At 68.3% G+C, this 19,872-nt stretch carries 16 protein-coding genes and 2 pseudogenes; 6 read left to right on the top strand and 12 right to left on the bottom strand.

Annotated features, from left to right (window positions below):
* The first annotated feature begins 4 nt into the window (after window positions 1-4).
* Together K8612_RS00650 and K8612_RS39120 are read left to right on the top strand one after the other, a co-directional pair.
* Complete coding sequence (locus K8612_RS00650) at window positions 5-1,339, top strand: alpha/beta fold hydrolase (protein ID WP_223739269.1); 1,335 nt, start codon at window positions 5-7, stop codon at window positions 1,337-1,339.
* Entirely contained in the window at window positions 1,336-3,849 is a 2,514-nt protein-coding gene (locus tag K8612_RS39120) for a bifunctional aspartate kinase/homoserine dehydrogenase I (RefSeq protein WP_306799587.1), read from the top strand. The genes K8612_RS00650 and K8612_RS39120 overlap by 4 nt, the downstream gene beginning before the upstream one ends.
* A 3-nt stretch (window positions 3,850-3,852) precedes the next feature.
* Here the strand turns inward: K8612_RS39120 and K8612_RS00635 are convergent, their stop codons facing one another.
* The 7 genes from K8612_RS00635 to K8612_RS00605 all read right to left on the bottom strand — a co-directional run bounded on the left by K8612_RS00635 (window position 3,853) and on the right by K8612_RS00605 (window position 11,932).
* A complete protein-coding gene (locus K8612_RS00635; RefSeq protein ID WP_223760914.1) occupies window positions 3,853-4,680 on the bottom strand; it encodes a transglycosylase SLT domain-containing protein in 828 nt (275 codons plus the stop codon).
* Window positions 4,681-4,880: 200 nt separating this feature from the next.
* Window positions 4,881-5,519: a hypothetical protein gene (locus tag K8612_RS00630; protein WP_223760913.1), complete on the bottom strand. Its 639-nt coding sequence runs from the start codon at window positions 5,517-5,519 to the stop codon at window positions 4,881-4,883.
* Between the two features lie 20 nt (window positions 5,520-5,539).
* Window positions 5,540-6,631, bottom strand: a complete 1,092-nt coding sequence (locus tag K8612_RS00625; RefSeq protein ID WP_223739265.1) for a TrkA family potassium uptake protein — start codon at window positions 6,629-6,631, stop codon at window positions 5,540-5,542.
* Window positions 6,632-6,643: 12 nt separating this feature from the next.
* Window positions 6,644-7,849: a twin-arginine translocase subunit TatC gene (locus K8612_RS00620; RefSeq protein WP_223739264.1), complete on the bottom strand. Its 1,206-nt coding sequence runs from the start codon at window positions 7,847-7,849 to the stop codon at window positions 6,644-6,646.
* Between the two features lie 39 nt (window positions 7,850-7,888).
* Window positions 7,889-8,386 carry a Sec-independent protein translocase protein TatB gene (gene tatB, locus K8612_RS00615; RefSeq protein WP_223760912.1) on the bottom strand — a complete coding sequence of 166 codons (498 nt, stop codon included), beginning with the start codon at window positions 8,384-8,386 and terminating at the stop codon, window positions 7,889-7,891.
* Between the two features lie 153 nt (window positions 8,387-8,539).
* Window positions 8,540-9,841, bottom strand: a complete 1,302-nt coding sequence (locus tag K8612_RS00610; protein ID WP_223760911.1) for an MFS transporter — start codon at window positions 9,839-9,841, stop codon at window positions 8,540-8,542.
* Between the two features lie 30 nt (window positions 9,842-9,871).
* On the bottom strand, window positions 9,872-11,932 hold the full coding sequence (locus K8612_RS00605) for a methyl-accepting chemotaxis protein (protein ID WP_223739261.1): 2,061 nt from the start codon (window positions 11,930-11,932) through the stop codon (window positions 9,872-9,874).
* Window positions 11,933-12,023: 91 nt separating this feature from the next.
* Here K8612_RS00605 and K8612_RS00600 point away from each other — a divergent pair, with 91 nt between their 5' ends.
* Entirely contained in the window at window positions 12,024-13,070 is a 1,047-nt protein-coding gene (locus K8612_RS00600) for a histone deacetylase (RefSeq protein WP_223760910.1), read from the top strand.
* 52 nt (window positions 13,071-13,122) lie between these two features.
* Here K8612_RS00600 and K8612_RS00595 read toward each other — a convergent pair whose 3' ends face one another.
* Window positions 13,123-14,448 carry a hypothetical protein gene (locus tag K8612_RS00595; protein WP_223760909.1) on the bottom strand — a complete coding sequence of 442 codons (1,326 nt, stop codon included), beginning with the start codon at window positions 14,446-14,448 and terminating at the stop codon, window positions 13,123-13,125.
* Between the two features lie 861 nt (window positions 14,449-15,309).
* On the opposite strand from K8612_RS00595, the gene K8612_RS00590 reads away from it, so the two are divergent.
* Window positions 15,310-16,011, top strand: a complete 702-nt coding sequence (locus K8612_RS00590) for a hypothetical protein (RefSeq protein WP_223760908.1) — start codon at window positions 15,310-15,312, stop codon at window positions 16,009-16,011.
* Between the two features lie 554 nt (window positions 16,012-16,565).
* Here the strand turns inward: K8612_RS00590 and K8612_RS00585 are convergent.
* A pseudogene (locus K8612_RS00585) lies at window positions 16,566-16,724 on the bottom strand (transposase); the annotation flags it as partial.
* A gap of 48 nt (window positions 16,725-16,772) precedes the next feature.
* Here K8612_RS00585 and K8612_RS00580 point away from each other — a divergent pair.
* A complete protein-coding gene (locus K8612_RS00580) occupies window positions 16,773-17,108 on the top strand; it encodes an IS66 family insertion sequence element accessory protein TnpB (protein ID WP_223760907.1) in 336 nt (111 codons plus the stop codon).
* Window positions 17,109-17,165: 57 nt separating this feature from the next.
* A pseudogene (locus K8612_RS39465) lies at window positions 17,166-17,234 on the top strand (hypothetical protein); the annotation flags it as partial.
* A 37-nt stretch (window positions 17,235-17,271) separates the two neighbouring features.
* Here the strand turns inward: K8612_RS39465 and K8612_RS00570 are convergent.
* Genes K8612_RS00570 through K8612_RS00560 form a run of 3 tightly spaced genes read right to left on the bottom strand, consistent with a single transcriptional unit; the run spans window position 17,272 to window position 19,868 of the window.
* A complete protein-coding gene (locus K8612_RS00570; protein ID WP_223760906.1) occupies window positions 17,272-18,354 on the bottom strand; it encodes an FAD-dependent oxidoreductase in 1,083 nt (360 codons plus the stop codon).
* Between the two features lie 44 nt (window positions 18,355-18,398).
* Window positions 18,399-19,022: a hypothetical protein gene (locus K8612_RS00565; protein WP_223739259.1), complete on the bottom strand. Its 624-nt coding sequence runs from the start codon at window positions 19,020-19,022 to the stop codon at window positions 18,399-18,401.
* A gap of 42 nt (window positions 19,023-19,064) precedes the next feature.
* Window positions 19,065-19,868 carry a hypothetical protein gene (locus K8612_RS00560; protein ID WP_223739258.1) on the bottom strand — a complete coding sequence of 268 codons (804 nt, stop codon included), beginning with the start codon at window positions 19,866-19,868 and terminating at the stop codon, window positions 19,065-19,067.
* Window positions 19,869-19,872: the final 4 nt, after the last annotated feature.

Below are 19,872 nucleotides of genomic sequence, written 5' to 3'. Positions count from 1 at the left end.
CGCCATGAGACCCGTGAGGCCTGGAGAGGAAGTCCCCCCGCGCGCGGAGACCCCGCGCGTCTTCGACCTGTCGCTGCCGGACCTGCCGCTGGAGGCCGGCGCCCGCGTGGCGCCCCACCTCGTGCGCGGCTGGTGGTGGGGGCCCCCGGAGGACCTCGCGTGGTTGCAGTCCCGCGCCCGCGTGCATTCCGAGCAAGCGGCGCGCGAAGGCCGGCTGCGCGTGGTCCGGAGGTCCGCCTCCGAGCTGCGCGACGCGGCGTCCGACGCCCGCCGCACGGGTCCCCGCCGCGCGCCGGATCCGGTGCCCACCGTGCTGCTGGTGCACGCGCTCACCGGAGACATGAACGCCGGAGGCGAAGGCGGCTGGTGGGCGCCCGTCATCGGGCATGGCCGGCCGCTGGACCCGTCGCGCGTGCGGCTGTTGTGCTTCAACAACCTGGGCTCCTGCTACGGCACCTCCGGCCCCGCGGACGAGGGCTTCCCGCAGCGCACCGACGACACGCGCTTCGGGCCGGCGCCGGTGCTGCCCAAGGGCGACCTGCGCCTGGATGAGCGCAGCCTGCCCGCCACCCTCACGCCGTGGGACCAGGCGCGCTCCATCCTCGCGGCGCTGGACGCGCTGGGCGTGGACGAGGTGGCGCTCGTCACCGGCGGCTCGCTGGGTGGCATGGTGGTGCTGTGCCTGGCCGCGCTCGCGCCGGAGCGCTTCCAGCGCATGGTGCCCATCGCGACGGCGGAGGCCGCGTCCGCGTGGGTGGTGGGCTGGAACCACGTGGCCCGGCAGGCCGTCCTGCTCGACCCCGAGTACCCCGAATCCCCCCGGCGCGGCCTGGAGCTGGCGCGCCAGTTGGCGACGCTCACCTACCGCGCGGAGGCCGGACTGGAGGCGCTCCAGCCGCGTCCGCAGGCGTGGTCGTCACGCGCGCTGTACCCGGTGGAGAGCTACCTGGAGCACCAGGGCGCGAAGCTGGAGGCGCGCTTCGACGCGCGGGCCTACCTGGCGCTGCTGGGCGCCATGGACCACCACGACCTCACGCGCGTGCCCACGCCGAACGGCGGCCCGGGCGTGGGGCGCATCCGCGCGAGCACGCTCGCCATCGGCATCGACCGGGACGCGCTCTTCCCGCCCGAGCACATGAAGACCCTGTCCCGCCGCCTGCGCGCGCAGGGACTGCATGCCGAGTACGCGGCCCTGTGCAGCGTGCACGGCCACGACGGCTTCCTCATCGAATGGGACGCGCTCGCGCCCCTGCTGGTCCGCGCGCTGGCCCTGCCTCCGGGCGTGGGCCGCGACGCCCTCTCCTCCCCTGCCGGCCTCCGCGCCCGGAAGACCTCATGACCGCCCCTGTGAGCATCACCCGTTACGCCCCCTTGCTGCTCGACACCGCGCAGGGCTTCGCGTCCGTGGCCACGCACCTGTCGCGCCGCGACGCGGGCAGCACGCGCGCCGCCATCGTGTCCTCACCGCCCTGGCTCGCCGCGGGGCTGGAGGCCGCGCTGTCCATCGCGTTGAAGGGCAACTCCACGCTGGCCCGGCAGGAGCTGGACGGCCTGCTCGCGCGGGGCCTGTTGATGCTGGAGGAGGCCGAGCGCCGGCTGGGCGCGCCCCCGGGCTCCACGTCGGTGGAGGCGGACGGCACGCGTACGCTGGCGTCGCTGCTGGAGCCCGCGCGCCGCGCGCTGGATGGCGCCAGCCTGGTGCGCGAGCGGCGGCCCGCGCTGGAGGACGTGGTGCGCGGCACCGGTGAGCGGCTGACGGCGGCGCTGCTCGCGAGGCTGCTGGGCGCGCGCGGCGTGCCGACGCTGGAGGTGGACGCGGCGGACTGGACGGTGACGGAAGGCGAGCCCGGACAGGCGCGCGTGAATCGCGCGCACACCCGCGCACGGGTCGCGACGCTGCGGCCTTCGTGGGAGGGGCGGCTGACGTTGCACGCGGGCGGGCGGGGCACGGCGCTGGATGGCCGCTCCACGACGCTGGGCGTGGAGGGCGCGGACGAGACGGCGGCGGTGCTGTCCGTGCTGCTGGGCACGCCGCTGACGCTATGGACGGACGTGCCCGGGGTGATGACGGCGGATCCGCTGCACGTGGCGGACGCGCGGCCGGTGCCGCACCTGAGCTATACGGAGGCGCTGGAGCTGGTGTACCTGGGCCTGCCCACGCTGCACCCGCGCGCGCTCTCCACGCTGCGCGACGCGGACATCCCGCTGCGCGTGCGCCACCTGCAACAGCCCGACGAGCCCGGCACGCTCATCGACGTGCGCGGCGCGGGCAACGGCAGCGTGCCCACGTGCGTGGTGTCCCTGGAGGACCTGGCGCTGCTGGGCCTGGAGAGCGGCGCGGAGGAGGCGGCGCGGCCGGTGGGGCCTCGCGCGTTGCAGGCGCTGGAGGCCGCGGGCATCGACGCGTGGATGGCGGCGCAGTCGTCGCCGGGGCGCTCGGTGGCGGTGGTGCTGCGCCGGACGCACGCGGCCCGCGCGGAGGAGGTGCTGCGGCGGGAGCTGGCGCCGGAGCTGGAGCGCGGCGCGTTGCAGGCGCCTCGGGTGCGCGCGCCGGTGACGCAGGTGGCGCTGGTGGCGGAGGCCATGGGCCAGGGCGCCAACGTGGCGGGGCGGCTGTTCCAGCCGCTGGGCGCGCTGGGCGTCAACGTGCGCGCCATCGCGCAGACGGCGAGCGCCCGCTCCATCTCGTTCATCGTGGACGGGGCGGAGACGGCGCTGACGGTGCGCACGGTGCACGCGGCCTTCCACTTCGCGCATGAAGAGGTCAGCCTGCTGGTGCTGGGCCATGGCGTGGTGGGCAGCCAGTTGTTGGAGCAACTGCGCACGCTCCAGGAGACGCTGGCGCAGGGGCACGGCATCCAGCTCAACCTGGTGGGGCTCGCGGACAGCCGGCGGGTCCTCTTCTCGCCGGAGGGCATCCCGCTGAAGCAGTGGCGCGAGCGCATCGGGTCCGTGCCCGAGGGAGCGTCACCGCCCGTGGTGCGCGCGCTGCTGGAGCCGCTGCGCCGGCTGCCCGTGCCGGTGCTGGTGGACTGCACCGCGGCGGAGGGCATGGAGGCGCTGTACCTGGAGGCGCTCCAGAGCGGCATCCACGTGGTGGCGGCGAACAAGAAGCCGCTGACCCAGCCGCTGGAGGTCTGGGAGCGGCTGCGGAGCACGGCGCATTTGAACCACCGCGCGTACCACTACGAGACGACGGTGGGCGCGGGGCTGCCGGTCATCCAGACGCTGAAGGACCTGGTGCGCACGGGGGACCGGGTGCACGGCGTGGAGGGCTCCTTCTCCGGGACGCTCGGCTACCTGAGCCAGCAGTTGATGGAGGGCGTGCCGCTGTCGAAGGCGGTGCGCACCGCGCGCGAGAAGGGCTTCACGGAGCCGCACCCGCGCGAGGACCTGGCGGGCACGGACGCCGCGCGCAAGGCGCTCATCCTCGCGCGCGAGCTGGGCCTGGCGCTGTCGCTGGAGGACGTGGAGGTGGAGCCATTCGTACCGCGCGAGCACCTGGAGGAGGCAGACGTGGAGCGCTTCCTCGCGGGGCTGGAGAAGTTGGACCGGACGTTCACCGCGCGCATCGAGGGGCTGCGCGCGGAGGGCCAGGTGCTGCGCTACCTGGCGCGCATCGACCCGGCGGCGAAGGACGGGCGCGTGCTGCGGGTGGGGCCGGTGGCCGTGCCGAAGGAGCATCCGGCGACGCGGCTGCGCGGCTCGGAGGCGTTCGTGGCCTTCTCCACCGAGCGCTACGCGGACTCCCCGCTGCTGGTCCAGGGCGCCGGGGCAGGCGGCCCTGTCACGGCGGCGGGCGTCCTCGCGGACATCCTGAAGATCGCCCAGAACCTGCGGGGGCGGTGAGGCTCAGTAGCCCACGTAGCCGCTGCCGCTGTTCATCGCCTGGATGCCCGGCGTGTTGGACACGGAGCCGTAGCGTTCCACCGAGTAGCGAACGGCCGCGATGATGTTGTCCACCGGGTTGCGGATGTTGTCGTGGCCCGGGAGCTTGTACGCGTCGAACGTCGGCTGGATGGTCTGCATCAGGCCGATGGACGGGTGGCCATCCTTGGCGTTCTGGTCCCAGAGGTTGATGGCGTTGGGGTTGCCGCTGGACTCGTGCTGGATGATCTTCGCGATGTCCTGGGGGTTCATCTTCTCCACCGGCACGCCGTTGGCCTTGAGGATGTCCATGGCCTGCTTGATCCAATCGCCCACCTCGCCCTGCGGGATGTCGCCCGCGGCGCCGGTCGACTGAGCGGGCCCGGCCGACTGCGTATCCCCGGCCTGGAACGCGTCACCCGCGTCCGACGGGCCACCCGCGCCGGACGCACCGTCGATGCTCGGAGCGCCACCCGAGTTGGACGCACCGGACACGCAGGACGCCCCCTGGGCTCCGGCCGCGCCGTCCGCGGAGGCAGCGGCGCCGCCCATCTGGGCCTGGAGCAGTTGGACGAGCTGCTGCAACTGCTTCACGACGTCCTCGAGCCCCTCCGAGAACTGCTTCCACTGCGCGCCCTGCGCGGGGCCCGCGCTGAAGCCATCCTCCTGGAACCGGGCCGCCAGGTTCGAACCCGGCTTCTGGCAGCCGCCGCCCTGCACACGGGCGCCGGCGATGGCATCCGGGCGGGTGGCGAAGTCCTGGGAGGGAACGCGGAAGGAAGCGGAGCGGGCGGAAGCGGGCGCGATGGCCATGGGGATTTCCTCGTGAGCTTGAGTGCTGCTGACGAGGAACACCTACAGCAGGAGACATGCCATCCCCTGGGCCGACACCTGCTGGAGGCCAAGTGCTTGAGTTCCTTGAGGAAGCACGAGGCGCGGGGGGACGAACCGGGGCCCGTCCCTGGTGACTGGAGTCACCGCTCGCCAACCGCGGTCACCAGCCGCGACGCGCCCTACTTCGTGCGCCGGGCCTTCTTCGCGGCCGAGGCCTTCTTCTTCACCGGCGCGGCCTTCTTCACGGCCCGGGGCTGCTTCGCGGCCACGGCCTTCTTCGTGCCGCGCGCGGGGCCCTGCTTCTTCAGCGACGCCGCGCCCCGCTTCGCGAGGCCCTTCTCCAGCGCGGGAGGCTTCTTCGCGCCCTTCTTCCCCGCGGGCTCGCGCTTCGGAGCCCCTTCACGGGTCACCTCCACGGTCCTCCCGGAGAAGGCGTCCCAGTTCTCCAGCGCACGCGTCCAGCGCGCCAGCAGCTCTTCACGAGTGCTCGCGTCCGGCAGGCCCTCCGCGTGCAGCGCCACGGTGACGCCATGCACCGACGGCAGCACGCGAAGCTGCACGGTGCGAGCCCGTGGCCACGCGTCACGCTCCAGGCGCAGGCGGAGCTGCCTGGGCGGGACCTGACGCACGACCTTGATGCGTGTCCCGTCCGCGAGCGCGATCTGCGCTCCTTCCGTCAGCGTCTGCGTGCAGGCCCCCACCCAGCGGACCAATCCCGACGCCTCACCCCAAGCGGCCCACGCCATCTCCGAGCCCACCGCGAACGAGCGCCGCACTCCCGCCTGATAGCCACCATCCGAAGTCCGACCCGTCGCCATGGTCAATCCTGTCTGCCCAATCACCCCGTCGGGCGGTAGCCCGGCATGAGGAAGTTGTCGTGGTCCGCGTACGCCGGCGCGTCCGCCTCGCCGGTGAAGGCGCGCAGGGCGCAGTACTCCGGATAGGAGGCCTGGACGGTGATCTGATCCCCCACCTGGAGGACCACGTCACCGTTGGGGTGCAGCGTCTCCTGGTCGCCCCGGATGAGCGACAGGGCCAGCCCGCCGAAGCGGTCGCGCACCTGGGAGATGTTCATCCCCGGCAGCCCCTCCCGCACCACGAACAGCGACACCACCATCAGGTGCTTGCCGATGCGGAACGAGTGCACGAGCCGCGGATCCAACGCCGCCAGCGCCATGGCGGGCGCGGCCAGCGAGGAGCTGGACAGGGCCTCCGCCTTGAACGTGTCGCGCACCTTCGCGCCCAGGTCGTCGTCGAACAGGCGGATGACCACGCGGATGCCGGGGTTCAGCCGCCGCGCGTCCAGCGCGATGTTCAGGTTCGCCAGGTCGTCGTCCGTGGCGCAGACGATGGCGGACGCCTTCTTCACGTGCGTGCGCGGCAGGCACAGCGGGCTGCGCGTGTCGTCGATGAGCAGCGGGATGTTCTCGTCGCGCAGCGCGGACACGAACGTCGCGTCCTCGCGCTTCTCCACCACCACGACGTCCTTGCCCATCTCCCGCAACTGCGTCACCACGCGGTAGCCCACGCGTCCCGCGCCGCACACCACGACGTGGCCCTTCATCGTTTCGGACACCACGGAGACCCACTCCTTGTCGTTCTTGTGCCGCGCGAAGAAGAGGTACGCGAAGCGCACCACGCCATCCACCACCAGCGCGATGCTGACCGGCGGGATGAGGATGTTGAGCGCCTCCACGAACCAGTCGCTCACGTAGGGCAGCGACGGCTGGCCGAAGAGCAGGAAGTAGACGTGGTGCAGCGCCTCTCCGTAGGAGATGCGGCTCCCGTCCGGCCCCACGTAGCGCCAGTGGTACAACGCCGGCCCCACCCCGAAGATGACCGCGGCGAGCAGCAGCGTGCTGCGGAACCTCCGCGACAGCGCGCGCAGGTACCGCAGGTCCATCATCAGGCGCGCGGCGGGGCTCTTCATGCGCGCGGGAGTCTACGCCGCCGGGGTGATGTCCGTGGAGGCCTCCGCCTTCGCACGGCGCTTCTCGATGAGCCACACCGCCAGCACGCCCAGCTCGTAGCAGAGCAGCATGGGTCCGGCCATGAGCGACAGGTTCACCACGTCACCCGTGGGCGTCAGCACCGCCGCCGCGATGAGGCACACCACGAACGCGTGGCGCTGGTAGCGGATGAGGAAGCCCGACTTCACCACCCCGACGATGCCCAGCAGCGCCATCACCAGCGGCAGCTCGAAGATGACGCCGAAGGCGAGGATGAGCAGCAGCACCAGCGACAACTGCTCGTTCATGGTCAGCATGGGCCGCGTCCAGCGCGCGGCCTCCGCCTCGGCGTGCCCCTTGGCCAGCTCCTTCTGGAGCCGCCACAGGCCGGCCATCTCCTCGGCGCGCGTGGGCGCCACGCCCGCGAGCAGGCTGGCCGACTGGTCCATGGCGGCCTCCGACGCGACGTAGTCCTGCTTGCCGAAGGCCGTCACCGCCTCCACGCGCTTCTCCACCGCCTGGCGCAGCACGCCGCGCGCGGGGACTCCCAGCCCGTCCGCGGCCGCGTCCAGCAGGTCGCCCAGGCCCCTGAGGCGCGCGGTGAGCTCCACGCTCTTCGCGGACGCCACCTCCGGGTCCTTCACCTGGCCCTCACCGGCGGCCGTCAGCGCGGCGCTGGTCTCCTTGGCCACGTGGCCGGCGCGCTCCACCTCTCCAATGCGCAGGAAGCGCAGCGCGTCCTCCGCGCCCATGCGCGCGGTGTCCATGCGCTGCTCCAGGGCGAGCGTCTCCTCCTCGTTGAGGAGGAACTTGAACATGGAGGGCAGCACCAGGAAGTAGCAGAACAGCGAGCCCACGATGAACGCGACGGAGCCCAGCACCACGAAGGGCGACGCGTACTTGCGCTCCTCCGGGTAGAGCCCCGGCGCCACGAAGCCCCAGATCTGCCAGAGGATGACGGGCGTGGTGAGGAAGATGCCGCAGTACACGCCCACCTTCATCAGCACGTTGATTTCTTCGATGCCGGATGTGTAGACGAGCGAGCGCCCCTCCGGGGGCAGCGCGTCCAGCACCGGCCGCATCAACACGCCGAAGATGGGCTTGGCGAAGATGAGCGACACGGCGCCCAGCACGAGCACCGCGAGCGAGCACTTCACGAGCCGCGAGCGCAGCTCCGTGAGGTGCTCCGACAGGCTCATCCGGAAATCCGACAGGTCAACCCCTTGGCGATTCAGGGCTCAGCTCCGTTTCGGCGCGTTGCGCGCCACCGTGCCCGGGATGGGGGCGAGTTGCGGAAGGCCGTTCTCGTCCTGCGCCGGCGCCGCGCCGGGCTCCGCCACCGCCACCGCCACGGCCTGCGCGCCGGGGGCGGGAGCCGCGCCCGCGGCGGCCTCGGAGGGCGCGGGCACGTTCGCGGGGTCCACCGTCGCGGTGAGCGCGGGCGCGGGCTCCGCGAGCACGTTGGCGGGGGCGGCGCCCGGGAGGGAGGACGGGGCGAGCTCCGGCGGCGGGGACGGCACGCGCGTGCCCGGGCGCGGCGGGGGCTCGCTGCTGAACTCCTGGTCCATGGCGTAGAACTCGCGCTCCACCACGTTGCGCACATCGTCCGTCTGCCGGCGGAACTCGCGCATGAACTTGCCGATGGCCCGCGCCAGCTCAGGCAGCCGCTGGGGGCCGAGCACGATCAGCGCGGCCACCAGGATGAACACCATTTCGCCTGCGCCGATGTTGAACATGGGTGGTCGTCTTCCCCTTGGAGGGAACGTCCCGGGGTTATCGCGCCCACAGGCGGCCCGCGCAACCGTCAGCGACCGTCCAGCGTCCGTCTGGCCTCGTGGCCAGGAGGCGGGCGGCCGGGCTCCCCGGGCCTCCTGGGGCACATTGCCCCATCAGCCGTGGGAATGGGCCTCCGGTGACAGCGGCGCGGCCATCCCCTGCGCCGCGGGCACCGCCAGGGCCCGGGCCTGCTCACGCGAGCGCACCCGCCCCTCCACCACCCGCAACATGACGGGCACCCCCGCCGCCAGCCCGATGGACACCCAGGCGATGGTGTCCATGCCGCCGAGCGTCCCGTCCGGCAGGTCCACCAGCAGGCGCGACGACAGGAAGGCCCCCAGCGCGGAGGCCATGTGCTGGGTGGCGGACTGCAGCGACATGAAGCGGGCGCGCACCGGGTTGTCCGGCACGCGCGAGGTGAGCGTGTTGTACGCCACGTTGCGCACGCCCATGGCCAGCATGAAGGCCATGAACAGCACGGGGATGGGCAGCCACGCGGGGTAGTGGATGAAGCCCACGTACGTGGAGAAGGCCGCCAGCACCACGCCCACCGTGCCCACGCGGAAGGAGCCGAAGCGGTCCACCAGCGGCCCCGTCATCCGCAGGGTGAAGAAGCTCACGACGCCGCCCGCGGCGTAGATGATCCACAGGTCCTCGCGCGGGTAGCCCAGGTTCTGCTGGAGGTAGGCGGAGATGTTGGGGATGACGATGAAGCCGCTCATCATCACCAGCGCCGTCATCCCATAGGACAACTGCACGTCGGTGCTGCCCAACAGCGCCCCCACGCCCGGGGCCCGGGCCGCGCTGCCGCCGGGATTGAGGTGCCCGCGCACGGGCGGCAGCAGCCAGAGCGCGGCCACCACCAGCACCAGCCCCAGCGCCGCCACCACGAAGAAGGGCGTCCGCCAGGTGCCCAGCTCCGCGACCTTCAAGGCCAGGGGCACGCCCAGCACGGAGGCCACGGAGAAGGACGCCATCACCGCGCCCAGCGCCCGGCCCCGGCGATCCACCGGGATGAGGTCCGCGATGATGGACAGGGACAGCGCCGTCGCCGGCCCGCCAAAGAGGCCCGCGCACACCCGCGCCAGCAGCAGCGTGGACAGCCCCACCGCCAGGCCCCCCGCCGCGGTGGCCGCGACCAGCCCCAGCATGCACACGGCCAGCGCCTTGCGCCGGTCGAAGCGGTCCAGGAAGTAGCCGCCCAGGAGCCCCGCCACGCTCGCGGCGGCGGTGTAGCTGCCGCCAATGGTCCCGATGTGCGAGGACTCGATGCCCAGCCCCTTCGCGAAGTCCGGGCCCAGCGGCATCACCATCACGAAGTCGAGGATGTTGACGAACTGCACCGCGCCGATGAGCAGCACCACGGCGCGCTCGGACACGGGACGGGAGGAGGCGGACTCGAACGACTCGGGCATGAAGGCCTTTGAAGGGGAGCGGCCGGCGCGTCAGACGCGGAAGCGGCGCACCTCGGCGCGGAGGATCTCCGCCTGGCGCGTGAGGTTGTCGATGGCCTCTTCCAACTGGCGCACCGAGCGCGTCTGGTGCTCGGACACGCCCTTGATGGTCTCCACGGCCTTGAGCACCTGCTCGCTGCCCTTGGTCTGCTCCTTCTGGGCGCGGTTCAGGTGGGTGACCATCTCGTTGATGCTTTCGATGGAGCGGGTGATCTGCTTGCTGCCGTGCGCCTGCTCCTGGCTGGAGCGCTGCACGTGCTGGGTGAGCGTCTTCATCCGCTCCGCGCTCTTCATGATCTGCTCGCCGCCCCGGGCCTGCTCGTTGGAGGCCTGGGAGATCATCGACACGGTGGCGGAGATGCGGTGGATGGCGGCCGTCACCTGCTTGCTGCCGCGCGCCTGCTCCACGGTGGCGCGGGCAATGGCCTTCACCATCTGGGTGGACTTCTGGGTGCTGTCGTTGATCTTCCGGAGGGCGCCCTCCGCCTCGCGGCCCAGTTGCACGCCCTCCTCCACGCTCTTGACGCCCTGGTTCATCACCACCACGGCGTTGCGGCTCTCCTCCTGCACGCCGCGGATGAGTTCGGCGATCTCCTTGGTGGACGCGCCGGTGCGCTCGGCCAGGTCCTTGATCTCCTCGGCCACCACGGCGAAGCCCTTGCCGTGCTCGCCGGCCTGCGCGGCGATGATGGCGGCGTTGAGGGCCAGCAGGTTGGTCTGCTCGGCCACGTCGTCGATGACGTTGAGGATGTTGCCAATCTCGCTGATGCGCCGGCCCAGGCTGTCGATGACGCCCGCGGCGGTGCGGCTGGTGTCCTTGATGCGGTCGATGCCGGAGAGCGTCTTGCGCAGGGCCTCCACGCCCGTCTGCGCGTCCTCGAAGACCTGCTCGGACAGGCGGGCCGTCTCGTTGGCGTTGGCGTCGACCTGACCGATGGCGGCGTCCATCTGGCTGATGGCGGAGGACGTGTCCTCCGTGGACGCGGAGAGGTCCTCGATGTTCTTGGCCACCTCCTTGATGGAGTACGTCATCTGCTCGATGGCGCTGGTGGTCTCCTCCACGCTGGCGGCCATGGCCTGGACGTTCTCCGCCACCTCGTCGTTGGTGGCGGCCATCTCCATGATGGAGGAGCTGCTCTCCTCGGCGCTCTGGTAGAGGACCTCCACGTTCTCCGCGATGCCGCGCAGGGAGGCCATCATCTCCACCATGGAGGAGGACGTCTCCTCCACGCGCGACTGCACGGTGCCCGCGCCGGAGGACACGGTGGTGCCGGTGCGGTGGATCTGCTCGATGACGCCGGCCACCACGTCGGACACGCCGCGCACGCGGCCCAGCGTGTCGCGCCAGGACTGGGCCATGCGGTTGAGGGCCTCCGCCAACTGGCCCAGCTCGTCCTTGCTGTTGCGCACCTCCGCGCGGCCGGTGAGGTCCGCCTCCGCCAGCTTGCGCGCCATGGACATCATCGCGTCCAGCGGGTGGAGGATGAACGCGCGCGAGATGAGGAACGCCACCAGGAGGAAGAGCACCAGGCCCACGAGGAAGGCCAGCAGCACCGTGTGGCGCAGGGCCGTGAGCACGCCCTCCAGCCGGGCGCCGTCCACCACCACCACGACCTCACCGGGCACGCCGCCCGCGAGCGTCACCGGCCGGGCCACCGCCCAGTTGCCGTTGTCGAACTCCATCTGCTCCAGCGACGGGAGCGGGCGCTGCTGGAGGCGCTTCTCCAGGCCCTGGGTGAACCAGGCGGGCGCGGTCGCCGGAGAGGTGGCGCGGGGCACGCCCTGGGCGTCCAGCACGGCCACGACGCCGAAGTCGTCATCCCGGGGGAGCCCCTCCAGGTTGGGGACGGGCTGGGTGTCCGCCTGCCGCTGGACGAGGGCGGACACCTCCTCGGCCTTGTTCTGGGCGTGCAGCGCCATGCGCTCCCTCAGGTGGTTGCCCACCTGGCGGGGAACGACGAAGTAGAGCGTCCCGAGGATGACGGCCAGCGCGAGGCCGAACGAACCCAGGAGGATGCCCCGGAGACCGGGTTTCTTGAGGCGACGTTGCAAGGCCCGCGCACTGTAGGGAGGGTGGCCCGCCCAGGGCAAGGAACGGACCTCCCCGTCCGCCCGGGCCGGACGCTGGGTTCCTGGGAGCAGGATGCGTAAGGTCCAGGGGATGACCGCGACGCTGCTGCTCACCGACCCGCTCTTCCTCCAGCATGACGCCGGCGAGGGCCACCCCGAGTCGCCCGCCCGCTTGCGGCGCATCCTCCAGATGCTGGCGCGAAACCCCATCGCGGGCACGGTGATGACCCATCCCCGCTCCGCCACGGACGCGGAGCTTCTGGCGGTGCACCCCCCGGCGCACCTGGACGCGATGGAGAAGCTGGGCGGCCGCTTCGAGCGCATCGACGAGGACACCGCGGTGTCGCCGGACAGCATCGACGCGGCGAGGCTGGCGGCGGGCGCGGCGGTGCAGGCGGTGGAGGCGGTGATGGCGGGGACGGCGAGGAACGCGTTCGCGCTGGTGCGTCCGCCCGGCCACCACGCGGAGCCGGACCGGGCCATGGGCTTCTGTCTCTACAACAACGTCGCCATCGCGGCGGAGGCCGGACGGCGGCTGGGGGCCGAGCGCGTGCTGGTGCTGGACTGGGACGTGCACCACGGCAACGGCACGCAGGCGGCGTTCTGGGGGCGCCGGGACGTGCTCTACCAGTCGGTGCACCAGTTCCCCTACTACCCGGGCAGCGGCGCGGCGCCGGAGGTGGGGCGCGGCGAGGGCCAGGGCTTCACGGTCAACTGCGGCCTGCCGGGCGGCAACACGGACGCGGACTACGGCATGATCTTCGAGGAGCTGCTGCTCCCCGTGGCGCAGGCGTACCGGCCGGACCTGATGCTGGTGTCCGCGGGGTTCGACCCGCACCGCGCGGATCCGATTGGCGGCATGGACGTCACCGAGCGCGGCTTCGCGGCGATGTGCACGGCCGTGCGCAAGCTGGCGGAGGAGGTCTCCGGCGGGAGGCTGGCGCTGGTGCTGGAGGGTGGCTATTCGCTGGAGGGGCTGTCGAACTCCGTGCACGCGTGCATCGAGGTGCTGGCGGGGCGCGATGACAGCTTCGCGCCCGGCACCATCAACGCGGACGCACGGGCCGCGCTGGCGGCGAGCCGTGAAGCGCTCAAGCCGTTCTGGGCCAGCGTGCGATGAAGGGTCTGGATCCCAACGACCGCGTTCTATCCATCAACACATCAACCAAGCATTAGCGATGAGTGTCTTCAAAAATACTTTTCGCCTTCACCAAAACAAAGCTAGGATCACGCTTCAGGCTTTGAATTCGTTCAGAACCAGCCCCGTGTATAGCGTGGGCAGCCGACGCTGCCGTCACCAATGCCCCGACCGCAGTGATTGCAGCATCGCCCCCGAGAATAGAACTAAACACAGCCAACCCCAAGCCACCAGCCGCAACTACTTTTTTCCCAAACGCAATTCGAGATGCCGCAAGCAACTCCGCCTCAACTTCTGAAGCCGCATACTGCAACCCCTCAATTTCAGCAGCGACCTCCCCAGGCGACTTACTGGATAGCAGTTCAGCAAAATACGCCCTAAATCGCGGCAACGCAGTTTGCGCCTCGGCTCGAAGCACAATTACCTGTTCAGGCGTCAATTCACCAACCCAAGGAAGTTGGACATCCGCAAGTGAATTCAACTGCGTTGCAGGTGGCGCAGCCGAGACTATGCGCCCCAGCGAATGCAAAAGCCGGGCATCATATTGGGAGCCTGAAGCAAAATATGTCCCATCAGCCTCTGCGCCTTGCATGTGAACCAAAGCATCAAGCAAGTCACTAACATACCCCCGAACAATTCCTGGCAACAATCGCCGAGCAGCAGACCGAGCAAGCGAACGCCCCGGCACAAGCCGATATCCATTAAGCAATGCACGATCATCGCCATCCAACTGAATCATTCTATAAAAGCCATAATCATCCGGAGCCTCAAACGTCAACACGCAAGTCCTATCATCAACAAATCGGACGTCGAATTTCGCCTGCTCAACAACATCAAGAGCGGACAACTTAGCGGCGTTCTTCAACCCCGACTCAATCCTTGAAGCACAAGACGCACAATACTTGGCTCCAGGCGCACCAAACTTCACAACCCCCCCCTCAACCAACGGTCGCATCACAGCATACACCTGCAAGCGACGGAACAACTCAATAGTCACATTTTCCGAAACTTTAGGGTCTTGAAACAGCGGCGTAAAGGGGTCAGGAATTACTATTGCATCAGCAAGCAAACCAAGCGTCTGAACAAACCTAGCGGTCCGGTCCCTCAGGCATGGAATTGCATTGCACTTCGAGATCCGCGAAAACGGATCAAGCGAGGCTCCTGGAGTGAGAGACAAAGTGTCCCTAGGGGCTGGAAGATTTAATTCATATGTTCCACCATCAAGAGTGCGTTCGGCCTGCACATTAAGCTCTTTCGCCAAGCCACCCTTTAGCAACTTATACAGACCCTCAGGGGTATCAACAGTCCATAGAGCCTTATCATTCAAAACTTCGACCGCAGGAGGAACACGAAGAGTCATGCCAAAAGACTACCGCTTTCTTGAACAACCTCAACCCCAACGCCAAGGCACACATCGACACACCGCTACCCACCATGACCCACCACGCACCATTTATCGACCATTCATTCCGACAGTCTATTTTGATGCAGTAAGTTGCGAGGTTCGGCACACCAGCGGGTAGCCTGGACGGGGCGACAGCAACTGCTCGATGCGTTGACACGGCTCGTCCTGCACCTTCCAGCCGTCGTCCTTCTTTACTGTGCCATGGACGACCCCGCCTGCTTCGTCAACCCGGCAGGTTGCCGACCTTTTCCCTACCGAAGCATGTTCTCAGGCGGCACATACCATCAAGCTCAACCCAGAATTCAAAACCAGTCCCAACCATCACACCCCACATACAGAAGTCCGCCAAAGCTCTCCAGAAAACCATCTACTCCACTCAACCCCTGGTGACGAGCAACATCCCAACTATAGCACACCACAATGATAGACTTCTCTGGAACCTACCACCTCATCAGCGACCCACCGGAATCATGGCGCTCCCAACTCCATGCGCTCGCAAACACAGCAGGATTAAAAGTACAACTCGCCTCCAAGACGGGGCGGACAGTCAAAATAACCATCCGTGTACCCACGGGCCTTTCCGAGTCTGCCAATGAGATTGCGAGCTCATTCTTGGCAGATGCAACAGCAATCATTTCTCGAGACTCAAGTGGCACCAGTCGCGCGAGACTTGTCACAACTTCATTTACTGCAACCTCCCCAAGACACTGGCTCTACAAGACACTAAATATTCTATCGGGAGTACTCGTTTGCGCTCTTCCCTTGCTTATTTACTCCAGCAGCAGCACGAGTCACACAGGCAAGATTGCACTATCCGTGCTGACTGGAGTCGTCATCACGGGCGGAGCCATCACGCTGATCGCGGGATTTGGCGCAAATCTAAGACTGCGTTTTGCCAATGAGCTTCAGTTTCAAGATGCAGTCAGGGAGCGGGTTCTGGCACAGACGGTTGAGACCGAAGAAGACCCTAAGCTCATTGCTCGCCTTGAACTTGCCCGCATTGCACTGCGCAGTCGCGCCAGTCTCATGCGGGGAGACGCAAATCGCCTTTGGCAACGCTCCATATGGGCTTACCGAGGTGCATTCATATTTTTCCTTCTTGCGATTGCGGGTCCTGGGGTCGCCGCTGCGATTGTCCTCAACAGTTCCAATCCTGATTGGCATTTCATGTTTGGAGGATTGAGTCTTGCGGCAGTACCACTTGGCATTGGCACTGCACTTCTTCGCCACGACGCCAAGCTTCGGGAGCAGTATCAGCAAGCAGCACAAGACATTGCATCGCTTGAGCGATACGAGCTTGCACTAGACTATGCACATATTTCCTCCCAAGAGACATATCAACTAACGATGCAGCAAGTAATCAACCAACTAATACTGGGTCGAAACGAAGCATCCATTACACGGGGCACGGACTCAAGCACTTCAGACGGTGACTTAGGCGCAAGTGTCCAGAAGATCATGAGCACCGCAGCCGAGAAAACGAGTAACATCATAGAAACGCTTGCCCAGAAGAAATAAAATTCAGCCTGCTCACAGAGAACCAAAGCACATCACCATCTTCTATCAGCTTGTACTGCATCTACAGCCCTGCACCTACCGCGCGCATCCCCTGCCCTTAAAAAGCAGTTCCTCAAGACTTTGGAGCGGGCCTTCTTCAGGGCCGGAGTAATGGGGTTCAGCGCTCAATACTGCTGGTCCCGGCCTCTTTAAAGGAGTCACTAAGCCTCTTTAAGTACATTATGAAATTAAACGCCGCAGATCGCTCCAGTGCTCCGAACCGAGTTTGCTCCAATGACTAAAGGGCCTGCTCTTGGATAGGCGTGAACAGGATGCGCCGGCCCATGACCAGGGCTTCTTACCGCGCCCCTTGACCTTGACGTGAAGCGAGCAAACGCTTCCATGTCTCGACTAGACTGCTCCCGTACACTTCGAAGGAGGGAAGCTAGGTGAAGCGGTCGACCTCTCTAACTAGCAGGCTGTTGAAGAAGCCCGGTTTGCAGGTATGAGTCCGGGCTTCTCGTGCCCTCCGTTCTCAACCTTGTCATCCGGTGGAGGCAGAGGGCGAAGGGCGCCTATGCGGCAGTCAGCCGCGCCATCCGCACCAGGTTGTACGCGGCGCCCACCAGGTAGGCCGACAGCTCCGTCCGCTCCCTTCCCTTGAAGCGCGTCTTGCGGAAGCCGCCCACCGTCTTCATCCAGCCCCAGACTTCTTCGATTCGCTTCCGTATCCGTATCCGTCCGGCCAACGACGTGCCGTGAGGGATTGCCGACGTAGCGGCGTGCGACGGACGCTGGCGCGCATGGCGAAGCAGGTGGAGAAGCCGGAGTGGGCGCGCGTCGCGGAAGCCTTCGAGGCCAGCGGGCAGACGCAGCGGGAGTTCGCGGCGGCGCACGGCATGCGACTGAGCACGTTGCAGTCGTGGGTGTACCGGCGTCGGCGGGCCGCTCCATCGCGAGCGGAAGCCGTGCGGCTGTTGCCAGTGCAGGTGGCGACGGCCCCCGCGGCGACGGAGTCCGTGCTGGAGGTGGTGGCCGCGGGTGGAGCGCGGGTGCGATTCGCCGCGGGCACGGACGTGGCGTACGTGGCCCGGCTCGTCGCGGCGCTGGGGCGGTAAGCCGTGTTCGCCCTGCCTGCGTCGGTGCGCGTGGTGCTGGCGGTGGAGCCGGTGGACATGCGCAAGTCGATTGACGGCCTCATGGCGCTGGTGCGCGGCGCGTGGGGCGAGGACGTCTACTCGGGGCACCTCTTCGCCTTCGTCTCCAGGTGGGGCGACCGCATCAAGGTGCTGCAGTGGCGGCGGCCACGGGCCTCCGCTCGGCGTCGTAGGACTCCAGCAGCGCGGGGTCCGCGTGGCCGTTCAACACCGCGGTCAGCTTCCACGCGAGGTTCGCCGCGTCGTGGATGCCGGTGTTGGCGCCAAAGCCTCCCGTGGGCGGCATCTGGTGCGCCGCGTCTCCGGCCAGGAAAACACGGCCTGAACCGAAACGCTCCGCGACGCGCTCCGCGGCCTCCCACACGAAGGTCCCGTGCAACGTGGGCTTGAGGTCTGCGTTGCCGGTGACGGTGCGCAGCCGCTCCGTCCACCGGGCCTCCGTGAAGTCCTCGGCCATCTCCCGGGACACGTCGATCCGCGTCGCGTGGATCCACCGGTCCTTCACGTCCGTGGCCGCGATGACGCCGCCCACCTCCGGATGTGTGAGCACTGCGAAGGCCAGCGGCGCCTCCCGCTGCACGAGGGAGAGGTCCGCGTCGAAGAGCGTGGAGATGTTGTGGCCAAAGGAGCCCCGGCCACCGAGCGCGATGCCCAGCGCCTCGCGCACCGGGCTGCGCACGCCGTCCGCGCCAACGAGATACGCCGCCTCCACGGTGGACACCGTCCCCGACTCGCGGTCGAGCACCGTGGCCCGCACACCCCGGGCATCCTGCGTGAAGCCCGTCAGCTCATGCCGGAAGCGCACCTCAACGCCCTGGCTCCGCGCGGCCTCCAGGAGGATGGGGTCCAGCCGGTCCTGCCCCAGAAAGACGTATGGGCACGGGCTGACATCCGTCCGCTGCGTGGACACCGTCCTCGTCTTCCATGAATGCACCGGCCCCGCGAGCGTGACGGCCACCAGCTCTCCCACGACCGTGCCCGCGGGAACAGACCCGGCCTGCTCCACCTCCGCCCCCGCGCACGTGGACCGCAACAGCTCCAAGGTGCGCGAATGGAAGCCCCGCGCGCGGGGATGGAGCGACGTGCCCGCGTGCTTCTCGATGACCACCGAGCGCACGCCCTGGTGGGCGAGGAACAACGCCGTCGAGAGGCCCACGAGGCCACCTCCGACGATGAGCACCTGCATCCGCGAGGGAGGGGCTTGCATGCCCGGACACATAGGGCCCGGGCGTGCAAAGCGTCGCGGCGTCTTCACCCGCCGGACTGGCGGCCTTCAATCGCGCACAGGAGCACCGCCGCGGCGATGCCCAGACGCCGGTCCAACCGGCGCTGCGTGTCCACGGAGAAGTCCAGGTCGATCTTCTGGATGAACGGGTTGAAGTGCTGCCGGAAGCTGAACACCTGCTCGCCGCCCAGCGTGCCGGTGAAAGTCTGGGGAATCAGGTTGGTGAGGAAGCGCCGCACGAGCGCCAGCAGCATGCTGTCCTCCTCCACCTTGCCCACCTCCTGCCCGTCCGCGTCCAGGATGAGCCAGGTGTCGCGCAGGATGGAGCTCAGGGCCTTGCGGCGCAGCGCGCCCACGCGCTCGCCCGTCGCCGCGTCCGTGACGTCGTAGGTGGCGCCGAAGTCCAGGATGCTGCGGGCCTGGATGGTGATCAACTCCTCCTGCATGTCCTCGCCGCTGTAGACGCGCAGGTCCTCCTTCAGCTTGAAGGCCTTCATCTTCGAGTAGAAGGCGACGTTGCCCGCCTCGTCGTAGATGTGGAACGCGCCGCCGAACAGCTTGAAGAACTTGCGGCGGAGCATGAAGCGGGTCTGGCCGAAGCGCCCGGAGGCAAGCTCACTCCGGGGACGGGTCTGGAGGGCGGTGGACATACCGCCACTCCCTAGCGCGAAGCGGCGCGCGGAGCCAGGGGCCTACTTGATGCCCTGCTGCTGCTTGCTCTTCGCCACGAGCTCCTCGGCCTTGGCGTGGATGTTGTCGAACTGGGTGCGGTAGACGTCCGAGTGGCTCTTGCCCGTCTTCGCGTCCGGGACGTTCTGGCGCGCCCAGTAGCTGTCGAAGCTGGGGTCCGCGCCCTCCAGCCGCTTGCCGAACCGGTCCATCTCCTTCGGCCAGCCCTGGTTCTGGATGCCGTCCTTCATCACCTCATGGTGGCGCTTGATGCCGTCGTACTCGATGCGCTCCATGCTCTTGGCGAAGTTCTCCCGCCGGGCGCTCAGGTCACCGCCGAAGGCCGGCTTGCCCAGCGCCGCGTTGACCTCGTTCTGGAAGGCGTCCGTCGTGACCTTGCTGAACTTCTTCTGCTGGGCCGCGTTCGTCAGCTCGAAGGCCATGACGCCCGCGCGCTTGGGGCCCGTGAGGTCCGGCCGCAGGCCAATCTGCTTCGGGCCCGAGTAGAACATGCCGCCCTGGACCTGGTCCTTGGTGATGATGTTGAGGGTCTTGCCATCGGACGCCTGCGAGGCGTCGTTCGCCAGCGCCGCGTACTTCGGGTTCTTCAGCATCTCCTCGTGCGCCATCTTGTCGTAGGCGGCGTGCATGGAGGGGTCCGTGGGCGGCTTCCGCACCGGCTGCTGCGGCAGGGACTCCTGGGTCCGCTGCTTCTTCAGCGGGGGCCCCTCGGCCACCGGCTTGCGGATGGGCGAGGTGAGGTCGTCGTGCTTGCGCTTCGGCGGCAGCGAGGGGCCAGCGCCTGCTTTGAAGATGCCACGGGGCATGGGG

It is taken from the genome of Corallococcus sp. AS-1-6 (genome assembly GCF_020037015.1).
GTDB lineage: Bacteria > Myxococcota > Myxococcia > Myxococcales > Myxococcaceae > Corallococcus.
This window is presented reverse-complemented; position numbering and strand designations above follow the sequence as displayed.